Annotated in this window: 23 protein-coding genes; 5 read left to right on the top strand and 18 right to left on the bottom strand. The window is 62.0% G+C overall.

The genetic code is table 11. The annotated features are described in order from the left end of the window. Nucleotides 1-73 precede the first annotated feature (73 nt). Nucleotides 74-2,719: an aminopeptidase N gene (gene pepN, locus ICI42_RS14550; RefSeq protein WP_188165305.1), complete on the bottom strand. Its 2,646-nt coding sequence runs from the start codon at nucleotides 2,717-2,719 to the stop codon at nucleotides 74-76. 133 nt (nucleotides 2,720-2,852) lie between these two features. Between pepN and ICI42_RS14545 the strand changes: the two genes are divergently transcribed. Further along, a complete protein-coding gene (locus ICI42_RS14545) occupies nucleotides 2,853-5,159 on the top strand; it encodes a xanthine dehydrogenase family protein molybdopterin-binding subunit (RefSeq protein WP_188165304.1) in 2,307 nt (768 codons plus the stop codon). Continuing rightward, nucleotides 5,159-6,103 carry a DMT family transporter gene (locus ICI42_RS14540; RefSeq protein ID WP_330999179.1) on the top strand — a complete coding sequence of 315 codons (945 nt, stop codon included), beginning with the start codon at nucleotides 5,159-5,161 and terminating at the stop codon, nucleotides 6,101-6,103. The genes ICI42_RS14545 and ICI42_RS14540 overlap by 1 nt, the downstream gene beginning before the upstream one ends. Nucleotides 6,104-6,146: 43 nt before the next feature. Here ICI42_RS14540 and ICI42_RS14535 read toward each other — a convergent pair whose 3' ends face one another. Next, on the bottom strand, nucleotides 6,147-7,004 hold the full coding sequence (locus ICI42_RS14535) for a uracil-DNA glycosylase (RefSeq protein WP_188165303.1): 858 nt from the start codon (nucleotides 7,002-7,004) through the stop codon (nucleotides 6,147-6,149). Nucleotides 7,005-7,040: 36 nt separating this feature from the next. Then, nucleotides 7,041-7,622: a hypothetical protein gene (locus ICI42_RS14530; RefSeq protein WP_188165302.1), complete on the bottom strand. Its 582-nt coding sequence runs from the start codon at nucleotides 7,620-7,622 to the stop codon at nucleotides 7,041-7,043. 276 nt (nucleotides 7,623-7,898) lie between these two features. Here ICI42_RS14530 and ICI42_RS14525 point away from each other — a divergent pair, with 276 nt between their 5' ends. Both ICI42_RS14525 and ICI42_RS14520 read left to right on the top strand, forming a co-directional pair. Then, nucleotides 7,899-9,578, top strand: coding sequence for an electron transfer flavoprotein-ubiquinone oxidoreductase (locus ICI42_RS14525; RefSeq protein ID WP_188165301.1), 1,680 nt, complete (start codon nucleotides 7,899-7,901; stop codon nucleotides 9,576-9,578). A gap of 62 nt (nucleotides 9,579-9,640) precedes the next feature. Then, on the top strand, nucleotides 9,641-9,910 hold the full coding sequence (locus ICI42_RS14520) for a hypothetical protein (RefSeq protein ID WP_188165300.1): 270 nt from the start codon (nucleotides 9,641-9,643) through the stop codon (nucleotides 9,908-9,910). 20 nt (nucleotides 9,911-9,930) lie between these two features. Here ICI42_RS14520 and ICI42_RS14515 read toward each other — a convergent pair whose 3' ends face one another. The 6 genes from ICI42_RS14515 to ICI42_RS14490 form a co-directional block, all read right to left on the bottom strand. After that, complete coding sequence (locus ICI42_RS14515; RefSeq protein ID WP_188165299.1) at nucleotides 9,931-11,004, bottom strand: D-alanine--D-alanine ligase family protein; 1,074 nt, start codon at nucleotides 11,002-11,004, stop codon at nucleotides 9,931-9,933. 65 nt (nucleotides 11,005-11,069) lie between these two features. Next, nucleotides 11,070-12,215 (bottom strand): alpha-hydroxy acid oxidase, encoded by a 1,146-nt coding sequence (locus ICI42_RS14510; protein ID WP_188165298.1) that lies wholly within the window; start codon nucleotides 12,213-12,215, stop codon nucleotides 11,070-11,072. 144 nt (nucleotides 12,216-12,359) lie between these two features. After that, nucleotides 12,360-13,367: an endonuclease/exonuclease/phosphatase family protein gene (locus ICI42_RS14505; protein WP_230980364.1), complete on the bottom strand. Its 1,008-nt coding sequence runs from the start codon at nucleotides 13,365-13,367 to the stop codon at nucleotides 12,360-12,362. 55 nt (nucleotides 13,368-13,422) lie between these two features. After that, nucleotides 13,423-14,928 carry an AMP nucleosidase gene (locus ICI42_RS14500; RefSeq protein WP_188165297.1) on the bottom strand — a complete coding sequence of 502 codons (1,506 nt, stop codon included), beginning with the start codon at nucleotides 14,926-14,928 and terminating at the stop codon, nucleotides 13,423-13,425. A 55-nt stretch (nucleotides 14,929-14,983) separates the two neighbouring features. Then, entirely contained in the window at nucleotides 14,984-15,172 is a 189-nt protein-coding gene (locus ICI42_RS14495) for a hypothetical protein (RefSeq protein WP_188165296.1), read from the bottom strand. Nucleotides 15,173-15,377: 205 nt separating this feature from the next. After that, on the bottom strand, nucleotides 15,378-15,722 hold the full coding sequence (locus tag ICI42_RS14490; protein WP_188165295.1) for a DUF2147 domain-containing protein: 345 nt from the start codon (nucleotides 15,720-15,722) through the stop codon (nucleotides 15,378-15,380). Between the two features lie 432 nt (nucleotides 15,723-16,154). On the opposite strand from ICI42_RS14490, the gene ICI42_RS14485 reads away from it, so the two are divergent. Continuing rightward, complete coding sequence (locus tag ICI42_RS14485; protein ID WP_188165294.1) at nucleotides 16,155-16,421, top strand: sel1 repeat family protein; 267 nt, start codon at nucleotides 16,155-16,157, stop codon at nucleotides 16,419-16,421. A 192-nt stretch (nucleotides 16,422-16,613) separates the two neighbouring features. Here the strand turns inward: ICI42_RS14485 and ICI42_RS14480 are convergent, their stop codons facing one another. The 9 genes from ICI42_RS14480 to ICI42_RS14440 all read right to left on the bottom strand — a co-directional run bounded on the left by ICI42_RS14480 (nucleotide 16,614) and on the right by ICI42_RS14440 (nucleotide 25,685). Beyond that, nucleotides 16,614-17,237 (bottom strand): YitT family protein, encoded by a 624-nt coding sequence (locus ICI42_RS14480; protein ID WP_188165293.1) that lies wholly within the window; start codon nucleotides 17,235-17,237, stop codon nucleotides 16,614-16,616. 37 nt (nucleotides 17,238-17,274) lie between these two features. Further along, entirely contained in the window at nucleotides 17,275-19,212 is a 1,938-nt protein-coding gene (locus ICI42_RS14475) for an acetyl-CoA carboxylase biotin carboxylase subunit (RefSeq protein WP_188165292.1), read from the bottom strand. A gap of 52 nt (nucleotides 19,213-19,264) precedes the next feature. Beyond that, the gene (locus tag ICI42_RS14470; protein WP_188165291.1) at nucleotides 19,265-20,044 is read right to left on the bottom strand and encodes a VOC family protein; all 780 of its coding nucleotides are present in this window, start codon (nucleotides 20,042-20,044) and stop codon (nucleotides 19,265-19,267) included. 60 nt (nucleotides 20,045-20,104) lie between these two features. Continuing rightward, nucleotides 20,105-21,712, bottom strand: a complete 1,608-nt coding sequence (locus tag ICI42_RS14465) for a carboxyl transferase domain-containing protein (RefSeq protein WP_188165290.1) — start codon at nucleotides 21,710-21,712, stop codon at nucleotides 20,105-20,107. Nucleotides 21,713-21,720: 8 nt separating this feature from the next. Then, nucleotides 21,721-22,104, bottom strand: a complete 384-nt coding sequence (locus ICI42_RS14460; RefSeq protein WP_188165289.1) for a type II toxin-antitoxin system VapC family toxin — start codon at nucleotides 22,102-22,104, stop codon at nucleotides 21,721-21,723. Next, a complete protein-coding gene (locus tag ICI42_RS14455; protein WP_188165288.1) occupies nucleotides 22,097-22,594 on the bottom strand; it encodes a hypothetical protein in 498 nt (165 codons plus the stop codon). Before ICI42_RS14455 ends, ICI42_RS14460 begins: the two co-directional genes overlap by 8 nt. Before the next feature lie 78 nt (nucleotides 22,595-22,672). Beyond that, nucleotides 22,673-23,833: an isovaleryl-CoA dehydrogenase gene (locus ICI42_RS14450; protein WP_188165287.1), complete on the bottom strand. Its 1,161-nt coding sequence runs from the start codon at nucleotides 23,831-23,833 to the stop codon at nucleotides 22,673-22,675. Continuing rightward, nucleotides 23,799-24,446 carry a TetR/AcrR family transcriptional regulator gene (locus tag ICI42_RS14445; RefSeq protein WP_188165286.1) on the bottom strand — a complete coding sequence of 216 codons (648 nt, stop codon included), beginning with the start codon at nucleotides 24,444-24,446 and terminating at the stop codon, nucleotides 23,799-23,801. The genes ICI42_RS14450 and ICI42_RS14445 overlap by 35 nt, the downstream gene beginning before the upstream one ends. A gap of 129 nt (nucleotides 24,447-24,575) precedes the next feature. Next, nucleotides 24,576-25,685 carry a pyridoxal phosphate-dependent aminotransferase gene (locus tag ICI42_RS14440; protein ID WP_407945170.1) on the bottom strand — a complete coding sequence of 370 codons (1,110 nt, stop codon included), beginning with the start codon at nucleotides 25,683-25,685 and terminating at the stop codon, nucleotides 24,576-24,578. Nucleotides 25,686-25,800: the final 115 nt, after the last annotated feature.

The following is a 25,800-nucleotide window of genomic DNA, read 5'->3' as shown; positions in this document are numbered from 1 at the left end:
TTCGCCTTGTCCAGTGTCTTTCGGCAAATGAGCCGAAATCGGCCCGTCGTGAGTCGAAGCGCCGCAGAGAGACTCAGGCCAGCGTGCGCTCGATTATGTCCCGCAAGTCAGCCGACAGGCCGTCCTGGGATTGGATCGCGAGCAGGGCCTGCCGCGCCAATTCCTGTCGTGTCAGCTCCAGCGAACGCCAAGACCGCATCGCCGTCGCCAGCCGTGCCGCCACCTGCGGGTTCCGCTTCTCCACCTCCAGCACGGTTTCGACGAAGAAGGCGTAGCCTGTTCCATCCGCACGGTGGAAACCGGTCTGGTTGGCGCTGGCAAAGCTGCCGATGAGCGAGCGCACGCGGTTGGGATTGCCGATGGAGAAGGCTGCGTGTTTCATCAGGCCGCGAACGGCATCCAGCGTGCCAGTTCCGGGGGCGGTCGCCTGGATCATGAACCACTTGTCCATGACCAGCGGGTCGGCGCCATGCCGCGCTTCGAACGCCGCCAGCGCCTCGCGGGCTTGTTCGCTGCCGCCATGGCGGTGGACGAGAACGGCGAGGGCCGCTGCCCGGTCGGTCATGTTGGTGGCGGCCTGGAAATGGTCCAGCGCCTTGACCGCGCCGCCCGGCAGCAATGAGAGGAAGTCGAGCAGCGTGTTGCGGAGCGCCCTGCGCCCCGCACTTGCGGCATCGGGGGTGAAGGCATCCGACATGCGCAAGTCGTCGTAGAGCTTTGAAAAGACTCCGCTGTTTGCTTCCGCAATGCGCAGCGCAAGAGCATCCCGGCCGGCATGGACGGCATCGGGATCGATGTTATGGCTGATGTCGCGGGCAACGTCCGATTCCGCCGGCAGTGTCAGCGCCAAGGCGCGGAAGGCATGTTCAAGCCGCTCGTCCTGGGCGATGCGTCCGGCCAGCTCCAGCAGCCCCTCCTCGAAATGCAGCGGCTTGTCGCCGAGCGTATTGCGATACGCGGCGATGACGGCGTTCGTCAGCAGCGTGTTGAAGGCCTGCCAGCGCGAGAACTCGTCGCTGTCGTGCGAAGCCAGGAAGAACAGATCCTCGGGCTTGTGCTCGACCGACAGACTGACCGGGGCGGAGAAGCCACGGTTCAACGACAGAACCGGCCTTTCCTCGACGCCCGTGAAGCGCACCGTATGACTGCGCTTGCGGACGTGCAGCACGCCGTTTTCGACTGTGGCGCCCTCGACGCTCGCATAGGCGATGTCTTTTCCGTCGTGGCCGACAAGGCCGAAGGCGAGCGGGATATGCATCAGCCGCTTGCGGCTTTCCGAAGGCGTCGGCGGCACCGACTGCTCGATTTCGACCGTCAGCTCCGCGGTCGAGGGATTGTGCGAGGCGCTGACGCTCAGATTGGGCGTGCCCGCTTGGTGATACCAGAGCGCGAATTGCGACAGATCCCGCCCGGAGACATCCTCGAATACTGTCAGGAAGTCCTCGATGGTCGCCGCATCGCCATCGTGGCGCTCGAAATAAAGGTCCATGCCTTTTCGGAACAGCTCGGCGCCGAGGATGGTGCGGATCATCCGCACCACTTCCGAACCCTTTTCATAGACGGTTGCGGTGTAGAAGTTGTTGATCTCGCGATAGCGGCGCGGCCGGACCGGATGGGCAAGCGGGCCCTGATCTTCCGGAAACTGGTGGGCGCGCAACGTCCGCACCTCGGCAATGCGCTTGACGGCGCGCGAGCGCTGGTCGGCGGAGAATTCGTGGTCTCGGAAAACCGTCAGCCCTTCCTTGAGGCAGAGCTGGAACCAGTCGCGGCAAGTGATTCTGTTGCCTGTCCAATTGTGGAAATACTCATGCGCGACGATAGCCTCGATATTGGCGAAATCCGCGTCCGTCGCGGTCTCCTCGGCAGCCAAGACATATTTGTCGTTGAAGATGTTGAGGCCCTTGTTCTCCATCGCGCCCATGTTGAAATCAGACACGGCGACGAGGTTGAACACGTCGAGATCGTATTCACGCCCGAATACCTCTTCGTCCCAGCGCATCGAACGGCGCAGCGCGTCCATCGCATAGCCAGCCTGGTTCTCCTTGCCATGTTCGATATAGATGCCGAGTTCGACGGAGCGTCCGGAGGTGGTGGTGTAGCTGTCCTTGACGCAGCCAAGATCGCCGGCGACCAGGGCGAAGAGGTAGGAAGGCTTAGGAAACGGATCGTGCCAGACGGCGAAATGCCTGCCCTTTTCCAACGAGCCGCTATCAACCGGATTGCCGTTGGACAGAAGCAGCGGCGCTTCTGCCTGATCCGCCTCGATGCGCACGGTGTAGACCGAAAGCACGTCGGGACGGTCGAGAAAATAGGTGATTCGGCGAAAGCCCTCCGCCTCGCACTGTGTGCAATAGACGCCGTTGGAACGGTACAGTCCCATCAGCGCGGCGTTGCTGGCCGGCGCAAGCTCGGTCTCGATGGTGAGAACGAACCGATCTGCCGCAGGTATCGCGCGAAGGGTAAGCGAATCGGGCGTTGCGTGGTAGCTGTCGGCGGAGACGGGTTTGCCGTCGATCTCCAGCCGTTTCAGCACGAGCCCATCGCCGTCCAGCACCAAGGGCGCGGTAGGGGAAACACCTTCGCGCCGGGAGACGGTCAGTTCCGCAACGACACGCGTCGCGTGTTCCGACAGAGTGAAATCCAGCTTCGTCTCGGGAATCAGGTAGTCGCTGGGGCGATAGTCTTCCAGCCGGAAGGTCTGGCCGGTGTCTGTGCGCATTATGATGGATATTCCCGTCTCTGGAGCATGCTGAATTTCGTCCGTGGCCAGCTTTAGCACCAAAGCGGGGCTCGACAAAACGTGCTGTGCCCGTATTTCATAGCGGTCCACGCAAGGTCACCGGGAGGATTCCGTGACGATAGCCACTCCAAAGTTCGGCATGGGCGCTTCCGTGCTTCGGGTCGAAGACAAAAGCTTCATCACCGGAGGAGGTCGCTACACCGACGATATAGCGCCCGAGGGCGTACTGCACGGCTATGTCCTGCGCTCACCGGTCGCCAATGCGCGGATTGCAAACATCGACACGGAGGCGGCCAAGTCAGCTCCAGGCGTGCATCTCGTACTGACCGGCGCAGACCTAGCCAATCTCGGCGATCTGAAGACCGAAGTAACACTGGCGCAGTCGGATAGCTCCGAGGCTCCGACGCGCGACATTCCCATTCTGTGCCGAGATCGCGTGCATTATGTCGGCGATGCCGTCGCCTTCATCGTCGCCTACAGCCGAGAACTGGCGCATGACGCCGCGGATCTGATCGAAGTGAACTATGAGGACGAGCCGGCGGCTGCCGCCACGGCGTCCGCGCTCGACCCCGAAACGCCGCTTGTCTGGCCCGATCTGGGCAGCAACCGCGCGTTCCAGTACCAGATCGGCGATGCCGAGCAGGCGACGGTGGCCTTCCTCGAAGCCGATCAGGTGGTGAGCATCGAGTTCTTCAACAACCGTCTGGTGTGCAACTACATGGAGCCGCGCGCGGCCATCGGCGAATGGAAGGCCGACGAAGATCGATTCGTCCTGACCACCGGTTCGCAGGGCGTTCACTCCATGCAGAAGATTCTGACCAAGCAGGTCTTCGGCATCGCGAAGGACAAGCTTCGCGTCATCACACCCGACGTGGGTGGGGGATTTGGCCCGAAGTCGTTCGTCTATCGCGAATATGCGCTGGTTCTCGAAGCAGCCAGACGGCTGGGGCAGCCGGTGAAATGGACGGGCGACCGCACGGAGCATTTCCTGACGGATGCCCAGGGCCGCGACAATGTCGTCAAGGCGGAAATGGCGTTGAACGCGGAGGGACGGTTCCTGGCTCTTCGTGTGCGGATGCTGGCCAATATGGGCGCCTACAACTCCCAATACGGCCCCTTCATTCCCTATATCGGGGCGTCCATGTCCACCGGGGTCTACGACATTCCCGATCTCGATGTCTCGATCACCGGCGTCTATACCAACACCTGCCCGGTCGATGCCTATCGCGGTGCCGGGCGTCCCGAAGCAGCCTTCCTGCTTGAAAAGCTGGTCGATGCCTGCGCGCGAAAGCTCGGCATGCCGCCGGATGAGATCCGCCGCCGCAATTTCATCCCGCCGGACCAGTTTCCCTACCGCACCGCCACCGGCCGGCTTTACGATGTCGGCGAGTTCGATGGCCATATGACCCTGGCCATGGAGCGGGCGGGGTGGGAAAGCTTCGACGAACGGCTGGAGGCCTCCCGCAACGCCGGCAAGGTGCGCGGCATTGGCATGGCGACCTATGTCGAAGCCTGTGCCTTTGCCGGATCGGAGCCGGCCCATGCGAAGCTCAACGAAGACGGCACCGTGACGCTGTTCATCGGCACCCAGTCGAACGGTCAGGGCCATGCCACCGCCTATGCGCAGTTCGTTTCCGAAAAACTCGGCCTCGACCTGTCGCAGATCAACGTCCACCAGGGTGATACCGATGAGCTTGCGAGCGGCGGCGGCACCGGCGGCTCGCGTTCCATCCCGCTTGGCGGCGTGTCCGCCTCGAGGGCGAGCGAGGCGCTTGGGGAAAAGCTCAAACGGATCGCAGCCGACGAACTCGAAGCGTCAGCGGCCGACATCGAACTGGTCGACGGCGAGGCCAGGATCGTTGGCACTGACCGCGCCATGGATTTCGCTGCCATCGCCCGCGCCGCCAAGAACGCCGAGGACCTTTCGGCGGTGGGCGAGTTCGTGCAGGAGGAAGCGACCTATCCCAACGGCACGCATATCTGCGAGGTCGAGATCGATCCCGCCACCGGGGCGACCAGCATTGAGCGCTACACCATCGTCGACGACTTCGGCGCGACGGTGAACCCGATCCTGCTTGCCGGCCAGGTTCATGGCGGTGTGGTCCAGGGCGCCGGACAGGCGCTGTCGGAGGACACTGTCTATGGCGAGGACGGGCAATTGCTGACCGCCTCCTTCATGGACTACGCCATGCCGAGGGCTGACCTGTTCCCGTTTTTTCACTTCGAGACGCGTAATGTGCCTTCCACCACGAACGCGCTGGGCATAAAGGGAGCGGGGGAGGCCGGCACGATTGGTTCCACGCCGGCTGTGATGAACGCCATCACCGACGCTCTCTATCGAAGCTACGGAATCGATCATATCGAGATGCCTGCAACGCCTGCGCGTGTCTGGAATGCCATCAGGACGGCAACGGGATAGTGAAACATATCAAGGCCCCGCAGCTTGAGCAGCCTCTTATCGGAATATGCTTTAAACTGGCCTCGGTTCTGTTTTTTGTCGGCATGGCGTCTCTGATCAAGGCGGCGGGCGATATTCCGGTCGGGCAGGTGGTGTTCTTTCGCTCCTTCTTTGCCACGCTGCCGGTGCTGGTGTTTCTGTGGTGGGCCGGCGAGCTTCGCTACGCGTTTAAAACGGAGCGTCCGCTCAGCCATGTGATACGAGGTGTCGTCGGCGTCTCCAGCATGATGCTGAGCTTCTTTGCACTTCTGCGTCTGCCGCTGCCGGAGGCAATCACGCTGAGCTATGCCCAGCCGCTCCTGATCGTGGTGTTCAGTGCCGTCTTCATGGGCGAGGTCGTTCGGATCTACCGTTGGTCGGCGGTGGGCATCGGCCTGTTCGGTGTCCTGATCATTTCCTGGCCGAACCTGACGCTGTTCACCAGCGGCACCATGGAAAGCGGCGAAGCGCTCGGCACTGTGGCAGCGCTTTCGGCCACTGCGCTCACCGCATGGGCGGTCCTTCTCGTGCGCAGCCTGGTTCATTCCGAACGCAGCTCGACCATCGTCTTCTATTTCTCGATCACTTCCAGCGTCGCAGGCCTTTTGACGATCCCCTTCGGCTGGGCGCCGATGTCTTTTGAACAAGTGGCATGTCTTGTGTCGGCGGGAATCCTCGGCGGCATCGCACAGATCCTGATGACCGAGACCTATCGTTACGCCGAGGCATCCACCGTAGCGCCGTTCGAATATTCCTCGATGATCGTCGGCATCGTGGCAGGATACTTCCTCTTCGGCGACGTTCCGACCCTCAACATGCTCGTCGGCGGGGTAATCGTCATCGGCGCCGGCATCTTCATTGTCTGGCGCGAGCAACAACTCGGGCTCAAGAACCGCACCGCGGCCAAGCGAGCCTCCACGCCCTGAGGCGCGGATCGCGTTAGATCAAAGCCGATCTCTGTTCCAGCAGTCAGACAGCGGCACGCAGCCTGGCCTTGACCTCAAGAAAGTCGCGCCAGGTCAGCTTCTTATGCGCCGGGTTCCGCAGAAGATAGGCGGGGTGCAGAGTCGGCATCGCCGGGATGGTGACATTCTCGGCGGTCACATGCTGCCGCCAGTTGCCGCGCAGCCTGAGCACGCCTTCGCTGGTATTCAGCAGCACCTTTGCCGATGACCCGCCAAGCGTCACAAGGACTTTCGGCTTGACCAAGGCGATGTGGCGTTCGATGAATGGCCGGCAAATCTCGGTCTCATGCGGCGTCGGCGTGCGATTGCCGGGCGGCCGCCAGGGAATGACGTTGGAGATGTAGACCTGGGTGCGATCCCGCCCGATCGCCGCAAGGATCCGGTCGAGAAGCTGGCCCGAGCGGCCGACGAAAGGCCGGCCTTCGATGTCCTCGTCGCGGCCCGGCGCCTCGCCGACCAGCATCAGGTCGGCCTCGGGATTGCCATCGGCGAAAACGGTGTTCTTGGCGGTGAATTTCAGGTTGCAACCGTCGAAGCCAGAAACAATCTCGCGCAGTTCCTCGAGGCTGGACGCCTTCGCCGCAAGTTCGCGCGCCAGTGCCGCCTGGCCTTCATCCGGAACAGCGGGGCGCTGCGGCATCCTTGGCGGCGGCGCCGGCTGCGGTGGCAGAGCCTTCGGTCGTTCGGAGTTCTGGGGTTCGGCACGCATTTGCGGCTCGCTGCGCGCAGGGGCCGGAGCGGGCTGGGCGTTTTCGGCGAAACGGTCGACGGGCTCGTCGCACAACGCATCGTCTACGCCCGCCGCAGCATAGAAGGCGAGGAGTTCGCGGAGATCATAGGAAGGAGCCGAGCCGTCGGTCATGCCGCATTTACGATCCGATGGCAGGTCATTGCAAGCTCATGAGGACGGTATGCGTGGATCCTGCACCAGATAGAACGTCCAACGCGGGGTGTAGTCGGTGACCAGGAAGCGGAACCCGGCACTCTCCAGCGGATCGACCTTGCCTTGCGAGAAGCGCAACTGGTCATAGGGCTCGAAGGCACGGTTGAAGCGGGCGAAGGTCTCCGAGCCGATCGTGCTGCCGTCGCGCTGTCGCTGGTCGAACGAGAGCCCGTCGCCGAAGGTGCTCGGCACGCCTTCAGCCTCCTGCAGTTCGAACTCGAACTCGATCCAGGAATGGCCGCTGTTGTTGAGAAGTTCGACGCGCATATGCATGAAACCGTTGGCATATCTGCCGGAGGTGTCGAAAGCGCGGATCGGCCGTTCCGCCCTGATCGTCAGCGTTACCGGAGACGCTGAAACCAGTTCCTGGCGGATGACAAAAGGGCTTTCTACCGTTCCGTCACCGGTGACCGAGAGCAAGCGAAAGCCGCCGAGCTCGTCGGAAAAGGAATAGGCGCCGGCGACGATCCGGTGCGCTTCCTCGGCATGAGCGGCGGATGCGCCCGCGAGAAATCCGGCAAAACCCAACAACCGCATGGCGTTCCGCCAGGGGCACTGACATGCTGATTTTCTGGCGAGAAGCCGGCTCATTTTCCAAGTATTGCCCAGTTTGGCGCTGGCGAATATCGAAAACTGCGTTGCTTGGGACAGTCCGCCGCATTGACCGAAGCCGCTATCTCCTGAACGACATGGATGCGAAATTACGGCCTTCAATGGAAAACGACGCGTTGATGTCTTGCGCTGTCGCCCTGTTTATACTTGAAGCGTAGCCAGCGAGATGCCCGGCCGGGCCAGCCAGTGCGGAGGAATTGCATGAGCGAAATCGAACGCGAAAGCATGGAGTTCGATGTAGTCATCGTCGGAGCAGGACCTGCAGGGCTTGCCGCAGCCATTCGCCTGAAACAATTGAACGCCGATCTTTCCGTCGTGGTGCTTGAAAAAGGTGGCGAGGTCGGAGCCCACATCCTGTCTGGCGCAGTGGTGGATCCCATCGGCATCGACAAGCTTCTGCCGGATTGGCGCGAGGACAGCGACCACCCGTTCAAGACGCCGGTCACCGCCGACCATTTCCTGGTGCTCGGGCCTGCCGGCTCCGTCCGCCTGCCGAACTTCCTGATGCCGCCGCTGATGAACAATCACGGCAACTACATCGTTTCGCTGGGCAATGTCTGCCGCTGGCTCGCCGGTCGGGCTGAGGCGCTCGGCGTCGAGATTTATCCTGGTTTTGCTGCCGCCGAAGTCGTCTACAACGACGAGGGCGCCGTTACCGGCGTGATCACCGGCGACATGGGTGTCGAACGCGACGGCTCGCACGGTCCCAACTTCGCGCCCGGCATGGCGCTGATGGGCAAATATGTGCTGATCGGCGAGGGCGCGCGCGGCTCGCTCGCCAAGCAGCTGATTCAGAAATACGATCTTGCCGCAGGCCGCGAGCCTGCCAAATACGGAATCGGCCTGAAGGAGCTCTGGCAGGTCAAGCCGGAGCACCACAAGCCCGGCCTCGTCCAGCACTCCTTCGGCTGGCCGCTGGACTTGAAGACCGGCGGCGGCTCGTTCCTGTATCACCTCGAAGACAATATGGTCGCGGTCGGCTTCGTGCTGCACCTCAACTACAAGAATCCCTATCTGGCGCCGTTCGAGGAGTTCCAGCGCTTCAAGACGCATCCCGCCATTCGCAATACCTTCGAGGGCGCCAAGCGCATCGGCTATGGCGCGCGCGCCATCACGGAAGGCGGCTGGCAGTCGGTGCCCAAGCTCTCTTTCCCCGGCGGTCTCCTGATGGGCTGCTCGGCTGGACTGGTCAACGTGCCGCGCATCAAGGGCAGCCACAACGCCGTGCTGTCGGGCATCATGGCGGCTGACCATGTGGCGGAAGCCGTTGCAGCCGGCCGCGCCAACGACGAACTCGTCGGTTACGAAAACGCTTGGCGCGACAGCGACATCGGCAAGGACCTCAAGAAAGTCCGCAACGTCAAGCCGCTCTGGTCGCGCTTCGGCACGCTGCTCGGCATCGGCTTGGGCGGCCTGGACATGTGGCTCAACACGCTGTTCGGCTTCTCGCCCTTCGGTACGCTCAAACATGGCAAAACCGACGCACAGTCGCTCGAGCCGGCCGCCAAGCACAAGAAGATCGCCTATCCCAAGCCGGATGGCGTCCTGACCTTCGACCGCCTGTCGTCGGTGTTCCTGTCCTCGACAAACCACGAGGAAGACCAGCCGGTCCATCTGCAGGTCAAGGATATGGAACTGCAGAAGCGGTCGGAGCACGACGTCTTCGCAGGCCCCTCGACCCGTTATTGCCCGGCGGGGGTCTACGAGTGGGTCGACAAGGATGGAAATGCGGCCGCCGACCCGGACGCCAAGGACGTGCGCTTCGTCATCAACGCGCAGAACTGCGTGCACTGCAAGACCTGCGACATCAAGGACCCCAACCAGAACATCAACTGGGTGCCGCCGCAAGGTGGCGAAGGGCCTGTCTACGTCAACATGTAAAAGCAAAAAGGCCGCCATTGAGCGGGCTTCTTTTTGAGAGCGTGTGAACAATGCGGGTCACGATGAAACAGGTCGAAGCCAAGTTGATCGAACTGGCGCCAAGCTTTTTATTCGTCTCGGCGATTCTTGTCATGATTGTTAACGTGATAACGGCATTAACCGCCAGCTTCCGGAGCTTTGGCATAGGCAACTCCTTTGAACTGGACGATACGCTGATCATGCTTTCCAATCTTTTAGGAGGTGCATTATTCCAACCGGCAATTCTGATTGCGCTGGCGGCAGCTGTTGTGCATCTCGGCCGGTTGGCAGACCGCAGCGGGTCAGAAAACTGACGGTTTGACCTCGGCCATCGTCACTCCCGTCCGGCCCGCGCCAGCCCGTGTTCCACCAACCTGTCGATGATTTCGGCATAGCTGACCCCACTTGCCGCCATCGCCTTGGAATACATGCTGATGTCGGTGAATCCGGGGATCGTGTTGAGTTCGTTGATCAGAAACCGCATGTCGGGGGTCAGGAAAAAGTCGACCCTTGCCATGGCGTCGCAGCCGACGACGCGAAAGGCTTTCGCCGCCATCTCGCGCATGGCGTCCTCGACCTCCCGAGGCAGTTCGGCCGGCACTTTCAAGGCCGCGCCGGCCTCATCGATATATTTGGCGTCATAAGTGTAGAAGCCGTGGCTTTCGGCCGGCACGATCTCGCCGGGACGCGAAACATAGAGCCCGCCTTCGATGTCCTCCAGCACGCTGAACTCGATCTCCCGTCCTTGGATGAATTCTTCCGCCAGAAGCTTGCGGTCGTGCCTGAAGCCTTCCGTGAGCGCTGCATCGTAGTCCTGCCGGGTCGCAACCTTGCTGACACCGACGGACGAACCCTGGCGCGCCGGCTTGATGAAGAGCGGTAGCCCGAGCGCGGTTTCCAACTCTGCGAAGTCTGGCGCGGAACCTTGGTGAATGGTGGCCGACCGCGCAGTGGGCACGCCACCCTCTATCAGAAGCCGCTTGGCGATGTCCTTGTCGAGCGCTGTTGCTGAGCCGAGAATGTCGCAGCCAACCAGTGCCACGCGAGCCACCGCGGCGAGGCCTTGGACAGAGCCATCCTCGCCATGCAGGCCATGCAGAACCGGAAACAGCGCGTCGATCCCGGGCAGGTCATGGGGGTCGCCATGCTCTGGTATCGCCATGATCCGCCCCTGTCCTCCCGGCACGAGGCAGATCTCGGTTCCGGATGTGGGTTGCACCAACTCGCCATCGTTGAGATGACTGAGCAGCCACTGACCTTCGCGGGTGACGAAGATGGGCACCGCATCGTATCGGTCGGGATCGAGCGCGGCGATGACATTGGTCGCCGACATGACGGAGACGTCGTGCTCGGAGGAGCGCCCGCCGAAAAGCACGGCGATGCGCAGTCTGCTCGAAGAAGGTGCCATTCAAAACTCCAGTGATGATCCTCTTTCCAAGACCGGAAACCAGGACGGCTTAATTATGGCTGCCCTCAGCGAAACCGCAGGTTCGCCCGTGACAGCTGATCGACGGTCGTGCAGCCCATCAGCTTCATGCCGCGTTCGATCTCGACCTTCATCTGCTCCAGCGCGCGCTCCACGCCGGCCTGGCCGGCGGCGGCAAGCGGAAAGAGATAGTAGCGGCCGACGCCGACGGCCTTGGCGCCCAACGACAGCGCCTTGAGCACATGCGTGCCGCGCTGCACGCCGCCATCCATGATGACGTCGATCTTGTCGCCCACGGCGTCGACGATCTCGGCCAGCTGGTCGAAGCCACTGCGCGAGCCGTCAAGCTGGCGTCCGCCATGGTTGGAGAGCACGATGCCGGTGCAGCCGATATCGACCGCGCGGCGGGCGTCTTCCGCCGTCATGATGCCCTTCAGGCAGAACTGCCCGCCCCAATGCTTGACCATCTCGGCCACGTCGTCCCAGGTCATGGAGGGGTCGAGCATGTCGGTGAAATAGCGGCTGATCGACATGGTGCCGCCGCCCATGTCGACATGGCTGTCGAGCTGCGGCAGCTTGAAGCTCTCATGGGTGAAATAGTTGATCGCCCAGGCAGGCTTCATCGCGAATTGCGCCATGCCCGCGAGGTTCAGCTTGAACGGAATGGCGAAGCCGGTGCGTTTATCGCGCTCGCGGTTGCCGCCGGTGATGCTGTCCACCGTCAGCATCATCACCTCGACGCCGGCCTGCTTGGCCCGCGCCATCATCTCGCGATTCAGTCCACGGTCCTTGTGGAAATAGAACTGATAGACCTGCGGGCCCTTGCTGATCTTGCGCGCCTCTTCGAGGCTGACGGTGCCGAGCGAGGAGACGCCGAACATCGTCCCATATTTGCCCGCCGCTGCCGCCACTGCGCGCTCGCCCTGATGGTGGAACAGTCGCTGCAAGGCGGTCGGCGAGCAATAGACCGGCATCGCCAGCTTCTGGCCCATCACCGTCACCGACATGTCGACCGTGCTGACGCCGCGCAGCACGCTGGGCAGCAGGTCGCAACTCTCGAAGGACGTCGTGTTCCGGCGATAAGTCACCTCGTCGTCGGCCGCGCCGTCGATATAGTTGAAGATAGGGCCCGGCAGCCGCCGCTTGGCCAGACGACGGAAGTCATGGAAGTTGTGGCAGTTCTGCAGGCGCATCTTTATCTCTCAATCGTCAAACCAGCGCATCGCGCGCAGTCTCCGGGCGATCTGTTGGGAAGCAGCGGCTGGGAGGCAATATGCGATGCGATATCCATCGTCTGTATCGCGAAATCGTCGTGCTGTGCAGCTGTTAAGAACGCGTCATCTCCGCAATGCCGCGGATTGACGGAAGGTGGCGGTCGATGTCTCCTGCTCGGCAGGTACCGCCGATCCCGGCACGAATGAAAATTCGACGAGAACAGGCAGATGGTCGGAGCCGACGCGTGGCCCAAGCCGCGCCGAACGGATGCGCAGGTCGCCTTTGCTCATCACCTGGTCGATGGGAAGCCCAAGCTTGTCGATGACGGGCGGAAGGGCTCGATAAAGCCATGTCGGGCCGGGTGAGGGCATCGTTGTCAGACCGCCGGCCACCCCCACGCGATGCACTGCGGCGCTCCATGGGGTGGCGTTGAAATCCCCGCCGAGCAGGGCGGTCTCGCCCAGCGCGGACAGCACGGGCACCAGCCCGTCGATTTCGCTGGACTGAGCGGCCGGCCATGGCCAATCCAGATGCAGCGAAACCACATCCGTGCTGCGCCCGGCAAAATCGAAAGACGCAACCGCCATGCGGCCGTAGTCCAGACACCGTTTTTCGGCACCTTCCGTGAAAGCCTGGCGTGAGAAGATTGCCACGCCGAACACGCCATGCGGGGCGGGACAGATCAGGTTGTAGGGATAGGTTTCCGAAAGCGGCCCGAGATTGCCGCGCCAGACTGCGGAAACCTCCTGAAGCGTGATCACGTCAGGCTGGACCCGTTCGATCAGATTCATCACGTTCTGAACCGCTGCATTGTCGTAGCGCAGGTTGAGCTGCATCAGCCGATAGACGGGCTGGGAGCTTATGTCCTCAGCCGGGAATGCGCCGGTGAAGGTAAAGTCCTCGCGCACGGTCGCAAGCGCTGCGACGCCGAAGGCCAGCGCCATCAACGCTTCCGTGCGAAGCGCGCTGAGCAAGAGGGGCAGCGCGCACAGGATCATGACCGCGGCGAGGTGAATCCGGAAGTGGGCAAACGAGTCGAAGGCTGGATGCAGGGAGCCGAAGAAGCCCGCGACCAGCGGCAGCGACGCCACCATCATCGCCAGGAAGCAGAGATTGCGGAGCAACCTCATGAAGGTCGTCTTCCGCAGTCGTCGCCGACGGTTCCGTGTGCTGATCGCATCCCGATTACTGGAAGGCGGTTTCGGCGAAGCTGCGCAGCTTGCGGGAATGCAGCCTCTCCATCGGCATCTCAGCCAGCTTCTCCATCGCCTTGATGCCGATGGTCAGATGCTGGGCCACCTGGCGCTTGTAAAAGTCGGTCGCCATGCCCGGCAGTTTCAGCTCGCCGTGAAGCGGCTTGTCGGAAACGCACAGCAAGGTGCCGTAGGGCACGCGGAAGCGAAAGCCATTTGCGGCGATGGTGGCCGATTCCATGTCGAGCGCGATGGCGCGCGACTGCGACAGCCGCTGCACCGGTCCGCGCTGGTCGCGCAATTCCCAGTTGCGGTTGTCGATGGTCGCCACCGTGCCCGTGCGCATGATGCGCTTGAGGTCGTAGCCGGACAGCCCCGTCACCTCGGCGACGGCCTCCTGCAACGCCACCTGCACCTCGGCCAGCGGCGGGATCGGCACCCAGACGGGAAGATCGTCGTCGAGCACGTGATCCTCGCGCATATAGGCATGCGCCAGCACGTAATCGCCCAGGGCCTGCGTGTTGCGCAGTCCGGCACAATGCCCCAGCATCAACCAGGCATGCGGGCGCAGGACCGCGATATGGTCAGTGATGGTCTTGGCGTTGGAGGGGCCTACGCCGATATTGACCATGGTGATGCCGCCATGGCCCGGCTTGTGCAGGTGGTAGGCCGGCATCTGCGGCAGGCGCGGTGGCGTGGTACCCACCGAAGGGCCTTCGTCGCCGGCGCGCGTGATCATGTTGCCGGGTTCGATGAAGGCCTCATAGCCTTCGCCGCCATTGGCCATGAGGTTGCGGGCGTAGACGCAGAACTCGTCGATGTAGAACTGGTAGTTGGTGAACAGCACGAAATTCTGGAAATGCTGCGGGCTGGTGGCGGTGTAGTGCGCCAGCCGGTGCAGCGAATAGTCGATGCGCTGGGCGGTGAAGGGCGCGAGCGGCCGCGCCTCGCCAGGGATGAATTCGAATGTGCCATTGGCGATGTGGTCGTCGGTGCCGTCGAGATCCGGCACATCGAACAGATCGCGGATCGGCCGGTTGATGCGGTCCGCCGCCGCGCCGTCGACATGGGTGCCCTCGAGAAAGGCGAAATGCACAGGGATGGGAGTGCCGGACTCGCCCACGATGATCGCAACGCCGTGATTGCGCATGATCAGGCTGAGCTGCTCGACCAGATAGCTTTCGAACAAATCCGGGCGGGTGATTGTCGTGGTGAAATGACCGGGGATCGGCATGTGGCCATAGGCCTGCCGGGAATCGACCTGGGAATAAGACGTCGTCGTCACGCCGACCTCGGGGTAGAAGGCGCGATAGCGCTTTTCCTTGTCGCCACGTCCATGCGCCAGTTCGGAGAAGGCATGGCGTAGAAAGGCCGTGTTACGCTCGTAAAGCGTCTTCAGCGCCTGAACGGCTTCCTTCGCATCTGTAAAAGTCTGCGGCGCAAGACGCTCGGGTGAGACGACGGATTTGATGGGTGTCGGATAGATTCGCTTTTCCATGGCCCAATATAGTGGGTCGCAGCGCCGCTTGGGAGGGGGGACGAACGCTTTCGCTTCAGTTCCGCTGCAGGCTGACGAGAAGAACGAAACCCATGCCGGTCTTCTTCATCGTCGGCGCCTCGATCGTGACCGGTCCGCCGCCGCGGCCCAGATGCGGCATGGCCAGCACCGGTGCCGCCAAGGCCAGGACGATCAGCAGAGCGCGGGGCAGAAGGGTTGTCAGTGGAACGGGGCGGGCGAACATCGTGTTGTCTCCTTCGATGTTCGCCACAATGCTCCTGTGCGACTGAACCGGCTCTGAGGGGGCCGTTCATGTGGGGTTCAAATTGGTTAAGGGGGCGAATAGCGAGCAGCCGATAGGGAGTAGGGATTTAGGTTGACCGAAGGAGCCGTCGTCGATCCTTCGCTACTCGCTACTCGCTACTCGCTACTCGCTACTCGCTACTCGCTCAGATCTTCTTCCAGTTCTGCCCGCGGCAGATCAGGCCGCCCAGCACGCAGCCGCTCATTTTCAGCGTGCTGCCGGAAAGCGAGGCCTTGCCGTTATAGGTCTTGTCGTTGGCGGGATCGGTGATCTTGCCCGAATAGGCGTTGGCGCCGTCGGCGTTGAAGGTGCCGATGCGCTTGCCCGCGTGCTTGCCGTCCTTCAGCGTGATGCAGAAGCTGCTGCCGCAGGTGGTAATCGCGGCGGTAGCGCCCGAATCCGTCTTCCAATTGCCTTCGATAGGATCAGCCAGGGCCGCTCCTGCCATCAACAGGCTAGCCGCGAAAGTCATCGTCAAAATGCGAAGCATAGTGTGTCCTCCCAGAGCTGCATCGCGTGGCGGGCACGCCGCCATTCCTTACGCAAACGTAAGCGTAATCCAGCTTTGGCCAAAGCGAAAGCGGTACGGCGGGGTAGGAGGCGGTTAAATGTCTCCGCGCGGAACGCCTCCTTTTTCAGAATTCAGTCGGCCGGCTTTCTCGATCTGCTTGCGGCGTGGTTAGCGAAGCATTGACGCGCCGCGCTGAAATTTTCGTCGAATCTTCTGAAGTTTCCAGCGTGGCCAAGGGACTCCATCCTTAATGAATTCCTTGCTTTACCCATTGTTTGTACTTTGTTTTCTTGACGTTAAGCACGCCATTTAACGCCGGATTCAAGCGGCTGGTGCATTCTCGAACCATCGAACGAGCAGACCTCAAGGCGAAAAACGGGGCGCTCTCAGGATGCTAACAGGGGATTGAAAATGGCACGTTTTGAAATGCTCGATGCCGGTTCCGGCGTCATGGGAACCACCGCTCAGGCAGACGTCCTTTTGGAACTCGGCATGATGTATGCGGCAGGTCGCGACTGCGAGGCCGATGTGGTGTCTGCTCACAAGTGGCTCAACATCGCCGCGATCAAGGGCTCTGCCCGGGCCGCGGAGCTGCGCTCCGAACTGTCCACGACCATGTCCAAGGCCGACATCGCCAAGGCGCTGCGCGAAGCCCGCGAATGGATGACCGCGCACTGATTTCTTCCAACAGGGAAGCAAAGGACGCAAGCCGCGGAAGACGGCGGTCCCAAGACCAAGACGACGGCGCCGACAAGAGCAGCCGCGCGAAGACAGGCAGGGCAGGCAATTTGGGGAGCGGGGGGCGCGCCCCGAGAACTTCAACGAAAAGAGCCGCGACCGGTCGGAACAGATCGGCGCGGCCTTTTTGCATCAGCTCATGCCGGCATAGCGCCCGGGCTTGTGATTGATCGCCAGGACCATGTTCAGGACGGCGGCACCGAGCACCGACAGCGCCACCTTGTGCCAGTCGAGGTAGAACAGCGAAACGACGAGGATGGCGAGGTCGAGGCTGAGCTGGAAATAGCCGGCGCGCATGATGTTTCGATCCTGCATGTAAAGTGCCAGGATGTTGAAGCCGCCGAGCCCGGCTCGGTGCCGGAACAGCACCAGAAGCCCCATTCCCATCAGCGCCCCGCCGGCAACCGCTGCGTAGATGGGCTCCAATGTGCCGAAACTGATCCACTGCGGCGTCAGGCGTGACAGGACCGACAGGACAGCCACGGCTACGAAGGTCCGGATCGTGAAGGGCCAGCCCATCCGTCGCATGGCGAGGTAATAGAAAGGCAGGTTGATCAGGAAGAAGATAACGCCGAATGGGTAGCTGCTGGCATAGTTGAGCAGCAGCGCCAGCCCGACCGAGCCGCCGGTGATCAATCCGGCATGGGTGTAGAGAGCGAGCCCGAGTGCGGCCAGCAGCGTCCCCATGAAAATGGCGAGCACGTCCTCATAGAACCGATGCCGCGCAACGGTTGTGTTTTGACTGGCTGGCTGCATCGTGGTCCCTTTGTGCGCTGCAAAGTGCGAGTTTGCACTATTCCGCGAAGCGCACCAGAACCGTCCCGTCGGTGACCTGCGAACCTTCGACCGCAATGTCGTCTATGACGCCGTCATGGCTGGCGGCGATGGAGTGTTCCATCTTCATCGCCTCCAGCACCAGCAGCGGCTGTCCCTTCCGCACCATATCCCCTTTGGCCGCCCGCACGACTTTCACGAGGCCGGGCATCGGCGCGCGCATGCTCGACGCGCTGTCTCCCGCGTCTGCCGCCCGCGCGAACGGATCGCTGACCGAGAAATCGAAGGAATACCCTTCCTCGAACAGGGTGACGTGCCCCGGCCACCGCGCCACTGCGTCGTCAGATGCTTCTTCGGCGCGCAGCACTATGGGCGCTGCGTCTGATATGGCGACCTCCAGCCTGCCATCGCGGCGGACGGTGAAGCGCGCGTCGATCGCTTGCTCGCCATGCTTGAGCCCGACTTTGCGCGCGATGGGATGAAAATGGGTATAGCCCGCAAGCCCCGACCATGGGTCGTCGGACTTGAGCGAACGATTCGCCGCCGCCGTCGCCACCGCCCGCGCCACCGTTCCGCGGCTGGGTGAGGCCGAGACGGTCAGTGCCTCCTGCTTGCGTCCGATCAGGCCGGTGTCGACATCGCCGGCGGCGAAATCCTCGTCGCTGGCAAGCGCTGCAAGAAAGCGCGCATTGGTGATCGAACCGGCGACCTTCGTCGCCAGCAGGGCATCCACCAGCCTGCCGAGCGCTTCCTGCCGGTCCTGGCCATGGGTAACGACCTTGGCGATCATCGGGTCGTAATAGGGAGAAATGGCGTCGCCCTGCCGCACGCCGGTTTCGATGCGGATCCCAGCGCCTTCCGGAAAGCTTAGATGATGCAGCGTGCCGATGGCTGGCAGAAAGCCCTTGGCCGGGTCTTCCGCATAAAGGCGAGCCTCGAAGGCGTGGCCGTCCAGCTTGATCTCGGACTGCTTCTTCGGCAGAGGCTCGCCGGCCGCCACGCGCAATTGCCATTCCACCAGATCGATGCCCGTCACCATCTCCGTCACGGGGTGCTCGACCTGCAGGCGCGTGTTCATCTCCATGAACCAGAACCTGTCGGCCTTCAGCCCCTGCGATGCATCGACGATGAACTCGATGGTTCCCGCGCCGGAATAGCCGATTGCCTTGGCCGCCTTGACCGCTGCGTCGGTCATTGCCTTGCGCAGTTCAGGCGTCATGCCGGGGGCAGGGGCCTCTTCGATCACCTTCTGGTGGCGTCGCTGCGCGGAGCAATCGCGCTCGAACAGATGGACGGCATGGCCTAAATTATCGCCGAACACTTGCACTTCGATATGGCGCGGCTTGTCGACATATTTCTCCACCAGCACCCGGTCGTCGCCAAAGGCGGCCTTGGCCTCGCGCCGCGCCCCCGAAAGCGCGTCCGAAAAGTCTTCGGGGCTGTCGACACGGCGCATGCCCTTGCCGCCGCCGCCCGCCCGCGCCTTGATCAGCACGGGATAGCCGATCTCGCGCGCTTTGCTGGCCAGGATGACGATCTCCTGCGCCTCGCCATGATAGCCGGGCACAACCGGCACGCCGGCCTTTTCCATCAGCCGCTTGGCCGCATCCTTGAGACCCATGGCGCGGATCGACTCCGCCGATGGACCGATAAAGACCAGCCCCGCTGCGACCACCGCGTCGACAAAGCCTGGATTTTCCGACAGGAAACCGTAGCCGGGATGAATGGCTTCCGCACCCGTGGCTCTCGCCGCCTCGATGATGCGATCGCCACCTAGATAGCTTTCGCCGACGGGGGACGCGCCGATATGCACCGCCTCGTCCGCCATCGCGACATGCAGCGCCTTGGCATCGGCGTCGGAGTAAACGGCCACCGTGCCAACGCCCATGCGGCGCGCGGTGCGAATGATGCGGCAGGCAATTTCACCGCGATTGGCGATCAGAATCTTGGCGAACATATTTGCTCCTCGGGAAATCCGCGCCAGCGTTGTCGCTGGCGCGGAGTCCTTGCTAGTTGCGGAAACCGACCAAAGCGAACATCGCGCCCTGCGGATCCATGCACTGGACGACCCACGCGCCGCCGGGAACCTCCATCGGCCCCATCAGCACCTTGCCGCCATTGTCGGTCACGCGTTTCGCGGCGTCGTCGATGTCGCTGACGATGAAATAGAACAGCCAGAACGGATGCGGCATGTCGGCGGTTTTCGTCATGATCCCGCCGGCCATCTCGCCATCGATGTTGAAGATCTGGTAGATGCCCATCGGGCCCATATCCATCGGTTCGCCCTTGGTCCAGCCATACTGGCCGGCATAGAAGTCGAAGGCCGCCGACCACTCGCCGGCAAAGAGCTCATGCCAGCCGATATGGCCGGGTGTCATGGGTGGCGCCGGCTCGCCACCTTCGCCATTGGGCGTCATAAGCATGAACATTGCGCCTTGCGGATCCGCGACCACGGAAAAACGGCCGACTTCCGGGATGTCGCTGGGCTCGCGGTGCACTGTGCCGCCGGCCTTGCGCAGGGATTCGGTTGCCGCGTCGACATCTGTCGCATGGATATAGCCGAGCCATGCCGGGCGCATGCCGCTCGCCGCGGCTTCTTCCGGCAGCGCCATAAGCCCGGCAACTCCGGATTTGGGCGCGTCACTCGGCTTGAAGATCACATATTTGAAGTCCGATGCGGGGAATGGCTCGGTCTGCCAGCCGACCACTGCTTTGTAGAATGCCTCGGCGGCATCCATGTCCGAGGTCATCAATTCGTACCAGAAGAATTTGCTTTGAGTTGAAGTCATGGCTTGTTCCTCCCGTTCTTGATGCAAGTGAAGGATGGTACGCTTCGGTTGTGACGAGTGCTACATCCTGAAAACACCGAATTTCGTCTCCGCAACCGGTGCGTTTAGGGCGGCTGAGAGGCTTAGAGCAAGCACCTCGCGGGTGCGCGCCGGGTCTATGATGCCGTCGTCCCAGAGCCGCGCCGAAGAATAGAGCGGGTGGCCCTCGCGCTCATATTTCTCCAGGATCGGCGCGCGGAACTCAGCTTCGTCGGACGCGCTCCATGTGCCGCCCTTGCGTTCGATGCCGTCGCGCTTGACCATCGCCAGCACCGTTGCCGCCTGGTCGCCGCCCATCACCGAGATGCGCGCATTCGGCCACATCCATAAAAAGCGCGGCGAGTAGGCGCGGCCGCACATGCCGTAATTGCCGGCACCGAACGAGCCGCCGATGATCATCGTCACCTTCGGCACCTGTGCGGTTGCCACCGCTGTCACCAGCTTGGCGCCGTCCTTGGCAATGCCGCCGGCCTCGTATTTGCGGCCGACCATGAAGCCGGTGATGTTCTGCAGGAAGATCAGCGGGATTTTGCGCTGGCAGCACAGCTCGATGAAATGCGCGCCCTTCAGCGCGCTTTCGGAAAACAGCACACCATTGTTGGCGATGATGCCCACTGGCATGCCATGAAGGCGCGCAAAGCCTGTCACCAAAGTGGTGCCGTAGTTCTGCTTGAACTCGTCGAACTCGGAGCCATCGACCACGCGCGCAATGATCTCTCGCACGTCGTATGGCTGCCGTGTGTCCTGCGGGACCACGCCGTAAATCTCATCCGCTGCATAAAGCGGCGGAATCGGATCGTTCAAAGCTAGCCCTATCTCCTTCTTTCGATTCAGATTCTTGACGATCCTGCGCACGATGGCGAGGGCGTGCTCGTCGTCCATCGCATAGTGATCGGCTACGCCGGACTGTCGCGTGTGCACTTCCGCGCCGCCCAAATCCTCCGCCGACACCTCTTCGCCGGTCGCCGCCTTCACCAAGGGCGGGCCGCCGAGGAAGATGGTCGCCTGGTTGCGTACCATGATCGACTCGTCAGCCATCGCCGGCACATAGGCGCCGCCCGCTGTGCATGAGCCCATCACGCAGGCAATCTGCGGAATGCCGGCCGCAGACATGTTGGCCTGGTTGAAGAAGATGCGGCCGAAATGGTCGCGGTCGGGAAACACCTCATCCTGGTTGGGCAGGTTGGCGCCGCCCGAATCCACCAGATAGATGCAGGGTAGGTTGTTCTGTGCGGCAATCTCTTGCGCGCGCAGATGCTTCTTCACCGTCAGCGGATAATAGGTCCCGCCTTTGACCGTGGCGTCGTTGACCACCACCATCACCTCGGTTCCTTCGACGCGGCCGATGCCGGCGATCATTCCGGCCGCGGCAATGTCCTCGCCATACATGTCCCAGGCCGCGAACTGGCCGATCTCAAGAAACGGCGAGCCCGTATCCAGCAGTTGAGCCAACCGCTCTCGCGGCAGGAGCTTTCCGCGCGAGACATGCCGCTCCCGCGCCTCTTCCGAACCGCCGCGCTCGATCTTCGCCGCCTTGGCTGCGATATCGGCAACAAGCGCCTTCATGCGCTCGGCATTGGCGCGAAATGCGTCGGAGGCGGGCTGGATGCTGGATGTGATGACAGGCATTACGGTTCCTAGCGAATGAGTTCTATGGCGCAAGGCAGGTCGAGTTCAGCCCATGCGCGATCGGTAGTCACTACGGTCGCGTGGCGTTCGATCGTCAGCGCGATGCAGGCCCGATCAGCGAAAGAAAGCCGCCGCGCCTTCGTCGTCGACCGGAGCACCGCTGCCTGCCTTGCATGCGTTTCGTCGAAGGTGATGACGTCGAGCCGCAGCGCTGCCAGCCAGCGGAAAGCTTCGTCGGCCCCAAAGCCCTTGTCGATGAGTTTTGCTCCGGCTTCCGAGTAGTTGACGGAGGAGATGACCGCACCCGACATCTTGCCTATCGCGACCTCCGCCCCCGGTTCCTGAAATGCGATTGCCAGAACGGCGGAGGCGTCAAAAACGACCTCAGCCATTGAGTTCGGCTTCCGCATGTCGCTCCGCGATCAGTTCATCGGAGACCAGCGTACCTTTCGGCACCAGACTGGACGCACGGCGTTGAAGCTGCCGCACAGCCGACATTGGGGAAATCACCCTGAGTTCGCCATCGACGACACTGACCGTGACGCGCCCATCCGAATCCAGGAGCATCGCACGCCGCAATTCGGGCGACAGAACCAGATGACCGTCTGCGGAAATGGTCATGGGTCGGAAAGCTGCTGACCCGGGTTCGGCATCCGACGCGTCCTCATAAGACGCTGCATCGGCGCTCCGTACGACCATCTCTTTCTTCCAATGTGAATACTGTGTGAATCCGGTGCCTTCGTTGCCGCCTTCGGCAATATAAATATCCACAACCTCGCGTCCCGAAGGCATGACGCCGTTCTTGGACATCAACTCATCGCAAATCTGCCAGATGCGGGCTTTTGCCGACCCTGAGCGTACCGATTTATGAAGCATATTCATTGTCGCCTCCATAACAAAATTGATATGGAATGGGTAATATGAGAAAATCATAAAGTCAAATGTAAAACGTAAAATACATTATGATTTATTCATCATCTCGCGCCCGATCAGCCAGCGGCGGATTTCGCTGGTGCCGGCGCCGATCTCGTAGAGCTTGGCGTCGCGCAGCAGGCGCCCGGTTGGATAATCGTTGATGTAGCCATTGCCGCCCAGAAGCTGGATGGCGTCGAGCGCCATCAGAGTTGCCTTTTCCGCAGCGTATAGAATGCAGCCGGCCGCGTCCTTGCGTGTCGTCTCCTGGCGGTCGCAGGAGGCGGCGACGGCATAGACATAGGCGCGGCAGGCGTTCATCGTCGTATACATGTCGGCCAGTTTGCCCTGCACGAGCTGGAACTCGCCAATTGCTTGGCCGAACTGCTGGCGCTCGTGCACATAAGGCATAGCCGCGTCCAGGCATGCCGCCATGATGCCGAGCGGCCCGCCGGCCAGCACTGTGCGCTCATAATCCAGGCCTGACATCAGCACCTCGACGCCGCGGCCCTCTTCACCCAGAATGTTCTCAAACGGCACTTCGACATCTTCGAACACCAGTTCGCCGGTGTTGGAGCCGCGCATGCCGAGCTTGTCGAGCTTCTGCGCCACCGAAAACCCTTGCATCTCCTTTTCGACGATGAAGGCCGTGATGCCGCGCGACTTCCGCTCCGGATCTGTCTTGGCATAGACCACCAGCGTGCCGGCCTCCGGACCGTTGGTGATCCACATCTTGGTGCCGTTCAGCACGAATCGGTCGTTGCGCTTTTCCGCCTTCAGCCGCATCGAAACGACATCTGAGCCGGAGCCCGGCTCCGACATCGCCAGGGCGCCGACAGTTTCGCCCGAGCACAGCGCAGGCAAGTATTTTTCTTTCTGCGCCGACGTGCCCCAGCGGTTGATCTGGTTGACGCAAAGATTGGAATGCGCCCCGAAGGACAGGCCGACAGAGGCGGAAGCCCGCGACATTTCCTCCATCGCCACCACATGCGCCAGATAGCCCATGCCGCTGCCGCCGAAATCCGGATCGGCGGTGATTCCCAGCAAGCCGAGTTCGCCCAGTTCGCGCCACAGAGGGGCAGGGAAGTCATTCGTGCGGTCGATCTCGGCGGCCAGCGGCGCGATGCGCTCGGCGGCGAACCGGCGCACCATCTCGCGCAGACCGTCGATATCCTCACCCAGTCCGAAATTCAGCGTCCTGTCGTACATAGATGTTGCTCCCTGGTGCGCCCGCTCCCGTCAGGCGCAAAGTCATTGCAAGATAGTTCTGGGTGATCTCGTCGACCGAAAGCCGCTCATCGGGACGGAACCAGACGATGACGCCGGTGATCATCTGGATGATCGCCATCGCCGTCAGTGCGGTGTCTTCGATTACGAACAGCCCCGCATCCGCGCCCTGGCGCAGGATGTGCCGCAAAGCGGTCTCATAAGTATTGCGCAAGGCAAGGATCGTCTCGAGCCTGTCGGCGGAGAGGCTGCGCAGTTCCATGTTCGACACATGCGTCGCATGCCGGCGTTCGAGATGAAAGCGGATATGATTCGTGATGAAAGCGGTAAGCGCGGCAATCGAATCAGCGTCGTTGTTTGGACGCGCACTTCGCCATGCAGCGATCAGTGCCTGCATATGTTCGCGCATCAGCGTGAACAGCAGATCTTCCTTGGTGGGGAAATAGCGGTAGAGGGCTGCTGGCTGGACACCGACCCGTGCCGCGAGCTGCCGCATGGTCACGGCCTCGTGGCCATGACGCGCGATCAACTCGACCGCCGCATCGCGAATCGCCGCTTCGGTTCGGCTGCCATCGGAACCCGCCGTCCGCGCCATCCTTGTCCTCCTGGGTCATTAATAAAACGAACGTTCAATTCATTCAAGACCCAAGCTTTGAACCCGCACCAAAGCGGCAGCCGCTTCTCGGACGCCATGGCGACTCAGAAAAAGCCGTGTTGACGGCGTTCAACCGCCGCGCGCCGCCTTGAGTGCAGCGGGCAGTTCTTCCGCGAAGATGTCGAGCTCGCGGTCGAGACCGATGCTGATTCGGATGCAGCGGTCGAGCACGGGCACCATCGGCTTGCGGATGAAAACACCGCGAGACAGCAGGGTTTGCATGACGGCTCCAGCGAAATCCGCCCCGCCGCAGCAGTCGATGGTGACGAAATTTGTCGCCGAGGGCAGGGCGGTCAGTCCATTGGCTTCGGCAATGGCGGTGATTCGCGCTCTGCCGGCCATGACCCGATCCACGACCGATCGCAGATAGTCCTGGTCGGCCAGTGCGGCCTCGCCAGCGATTTGCGCCATTTTGCTGACGCCATAGTGATTCCGGATCCGTTCGAAAGCAGCGATTACCGTTTCCTCGCCGATCGCGTAGCCGCAACGGATGCCGGCAAGCCCGTAGGCCTTCGAGAATGTCCGCATCACGACGAGATTGGGCCGAGTAACCTGGAGCGGAAGTCGTGCCGATTCGGGCGCCAACTCGCCATAGGCCTCGTCGAGAATCAGCATCGTCGTTTCCGGCAGCGAGTCGGCGAAACGCTGGATGTCGGCCGCTTCCCACCAGGTCCCCATCGGATTGTCTGGATTGGACAGATAGACCAGCGGCGCGTTCTCGCGCTTCACCGCCTCCAGAAGCCCTTCGCGATCCTCGCGGTCATCCCTGAAAGGTACCGGCACGAGCCGTGCGCCGACACCCGCAACATGGAAATTGAAGGTAGGATAAGCGCCCCGCGAGGTCACGACCGGCGTATTTGGCCCCGCATACATTCGGACGATGAGCCCGAGCAGCCCGTCTATGCCTTCGCCGACGACCACATTGCTCAGCGAAATCCCCAGATGCGCGGCAAGTGCTGCCTTGAGATCGTAATTGTCGGGGTCGCAGTATTTCCACATCTCGGGCGCGGCTTCCGCCATACGCGCGATCACGCTGGGCGCCGGTCCAAAACTGCTCTCATTGGCACCGATCCGCGCGCGGAAAACGTCGCCTCTCGCTCGCTCCTGCGCTTCGGGGCCGACGAACGGAACGGTGGAGGGCAAGGCGTCAATGATGGGGGCGAGCTTTGGGCGGAGAATCATAGGCAACTCTGGAGCGGAGAACTCGTGCACGCGATGATTTCTCTCTCTTACAAGAGGAGAATCTTTGCAACAGACGCTAACCTGTCAACATGTCCTCCAGAAACGAAAAACC

Origin of the sequence: Oryzicola mucosus (assembly GCF_014534685.1) — a bacterium.
Classification (GTDB): domain Bacteria; phylum Pseudomonadota; class Alphaproteobacteria; order Rhizobiales; family Rhizobiaceae; genus Oryzicola; species Oryzicola mucosus.
The sequence above is the reverse complement of the archived record's forward strand: the minus strand, read 5'-3'. Positions and strand labels throughout refer to the sequence as shown.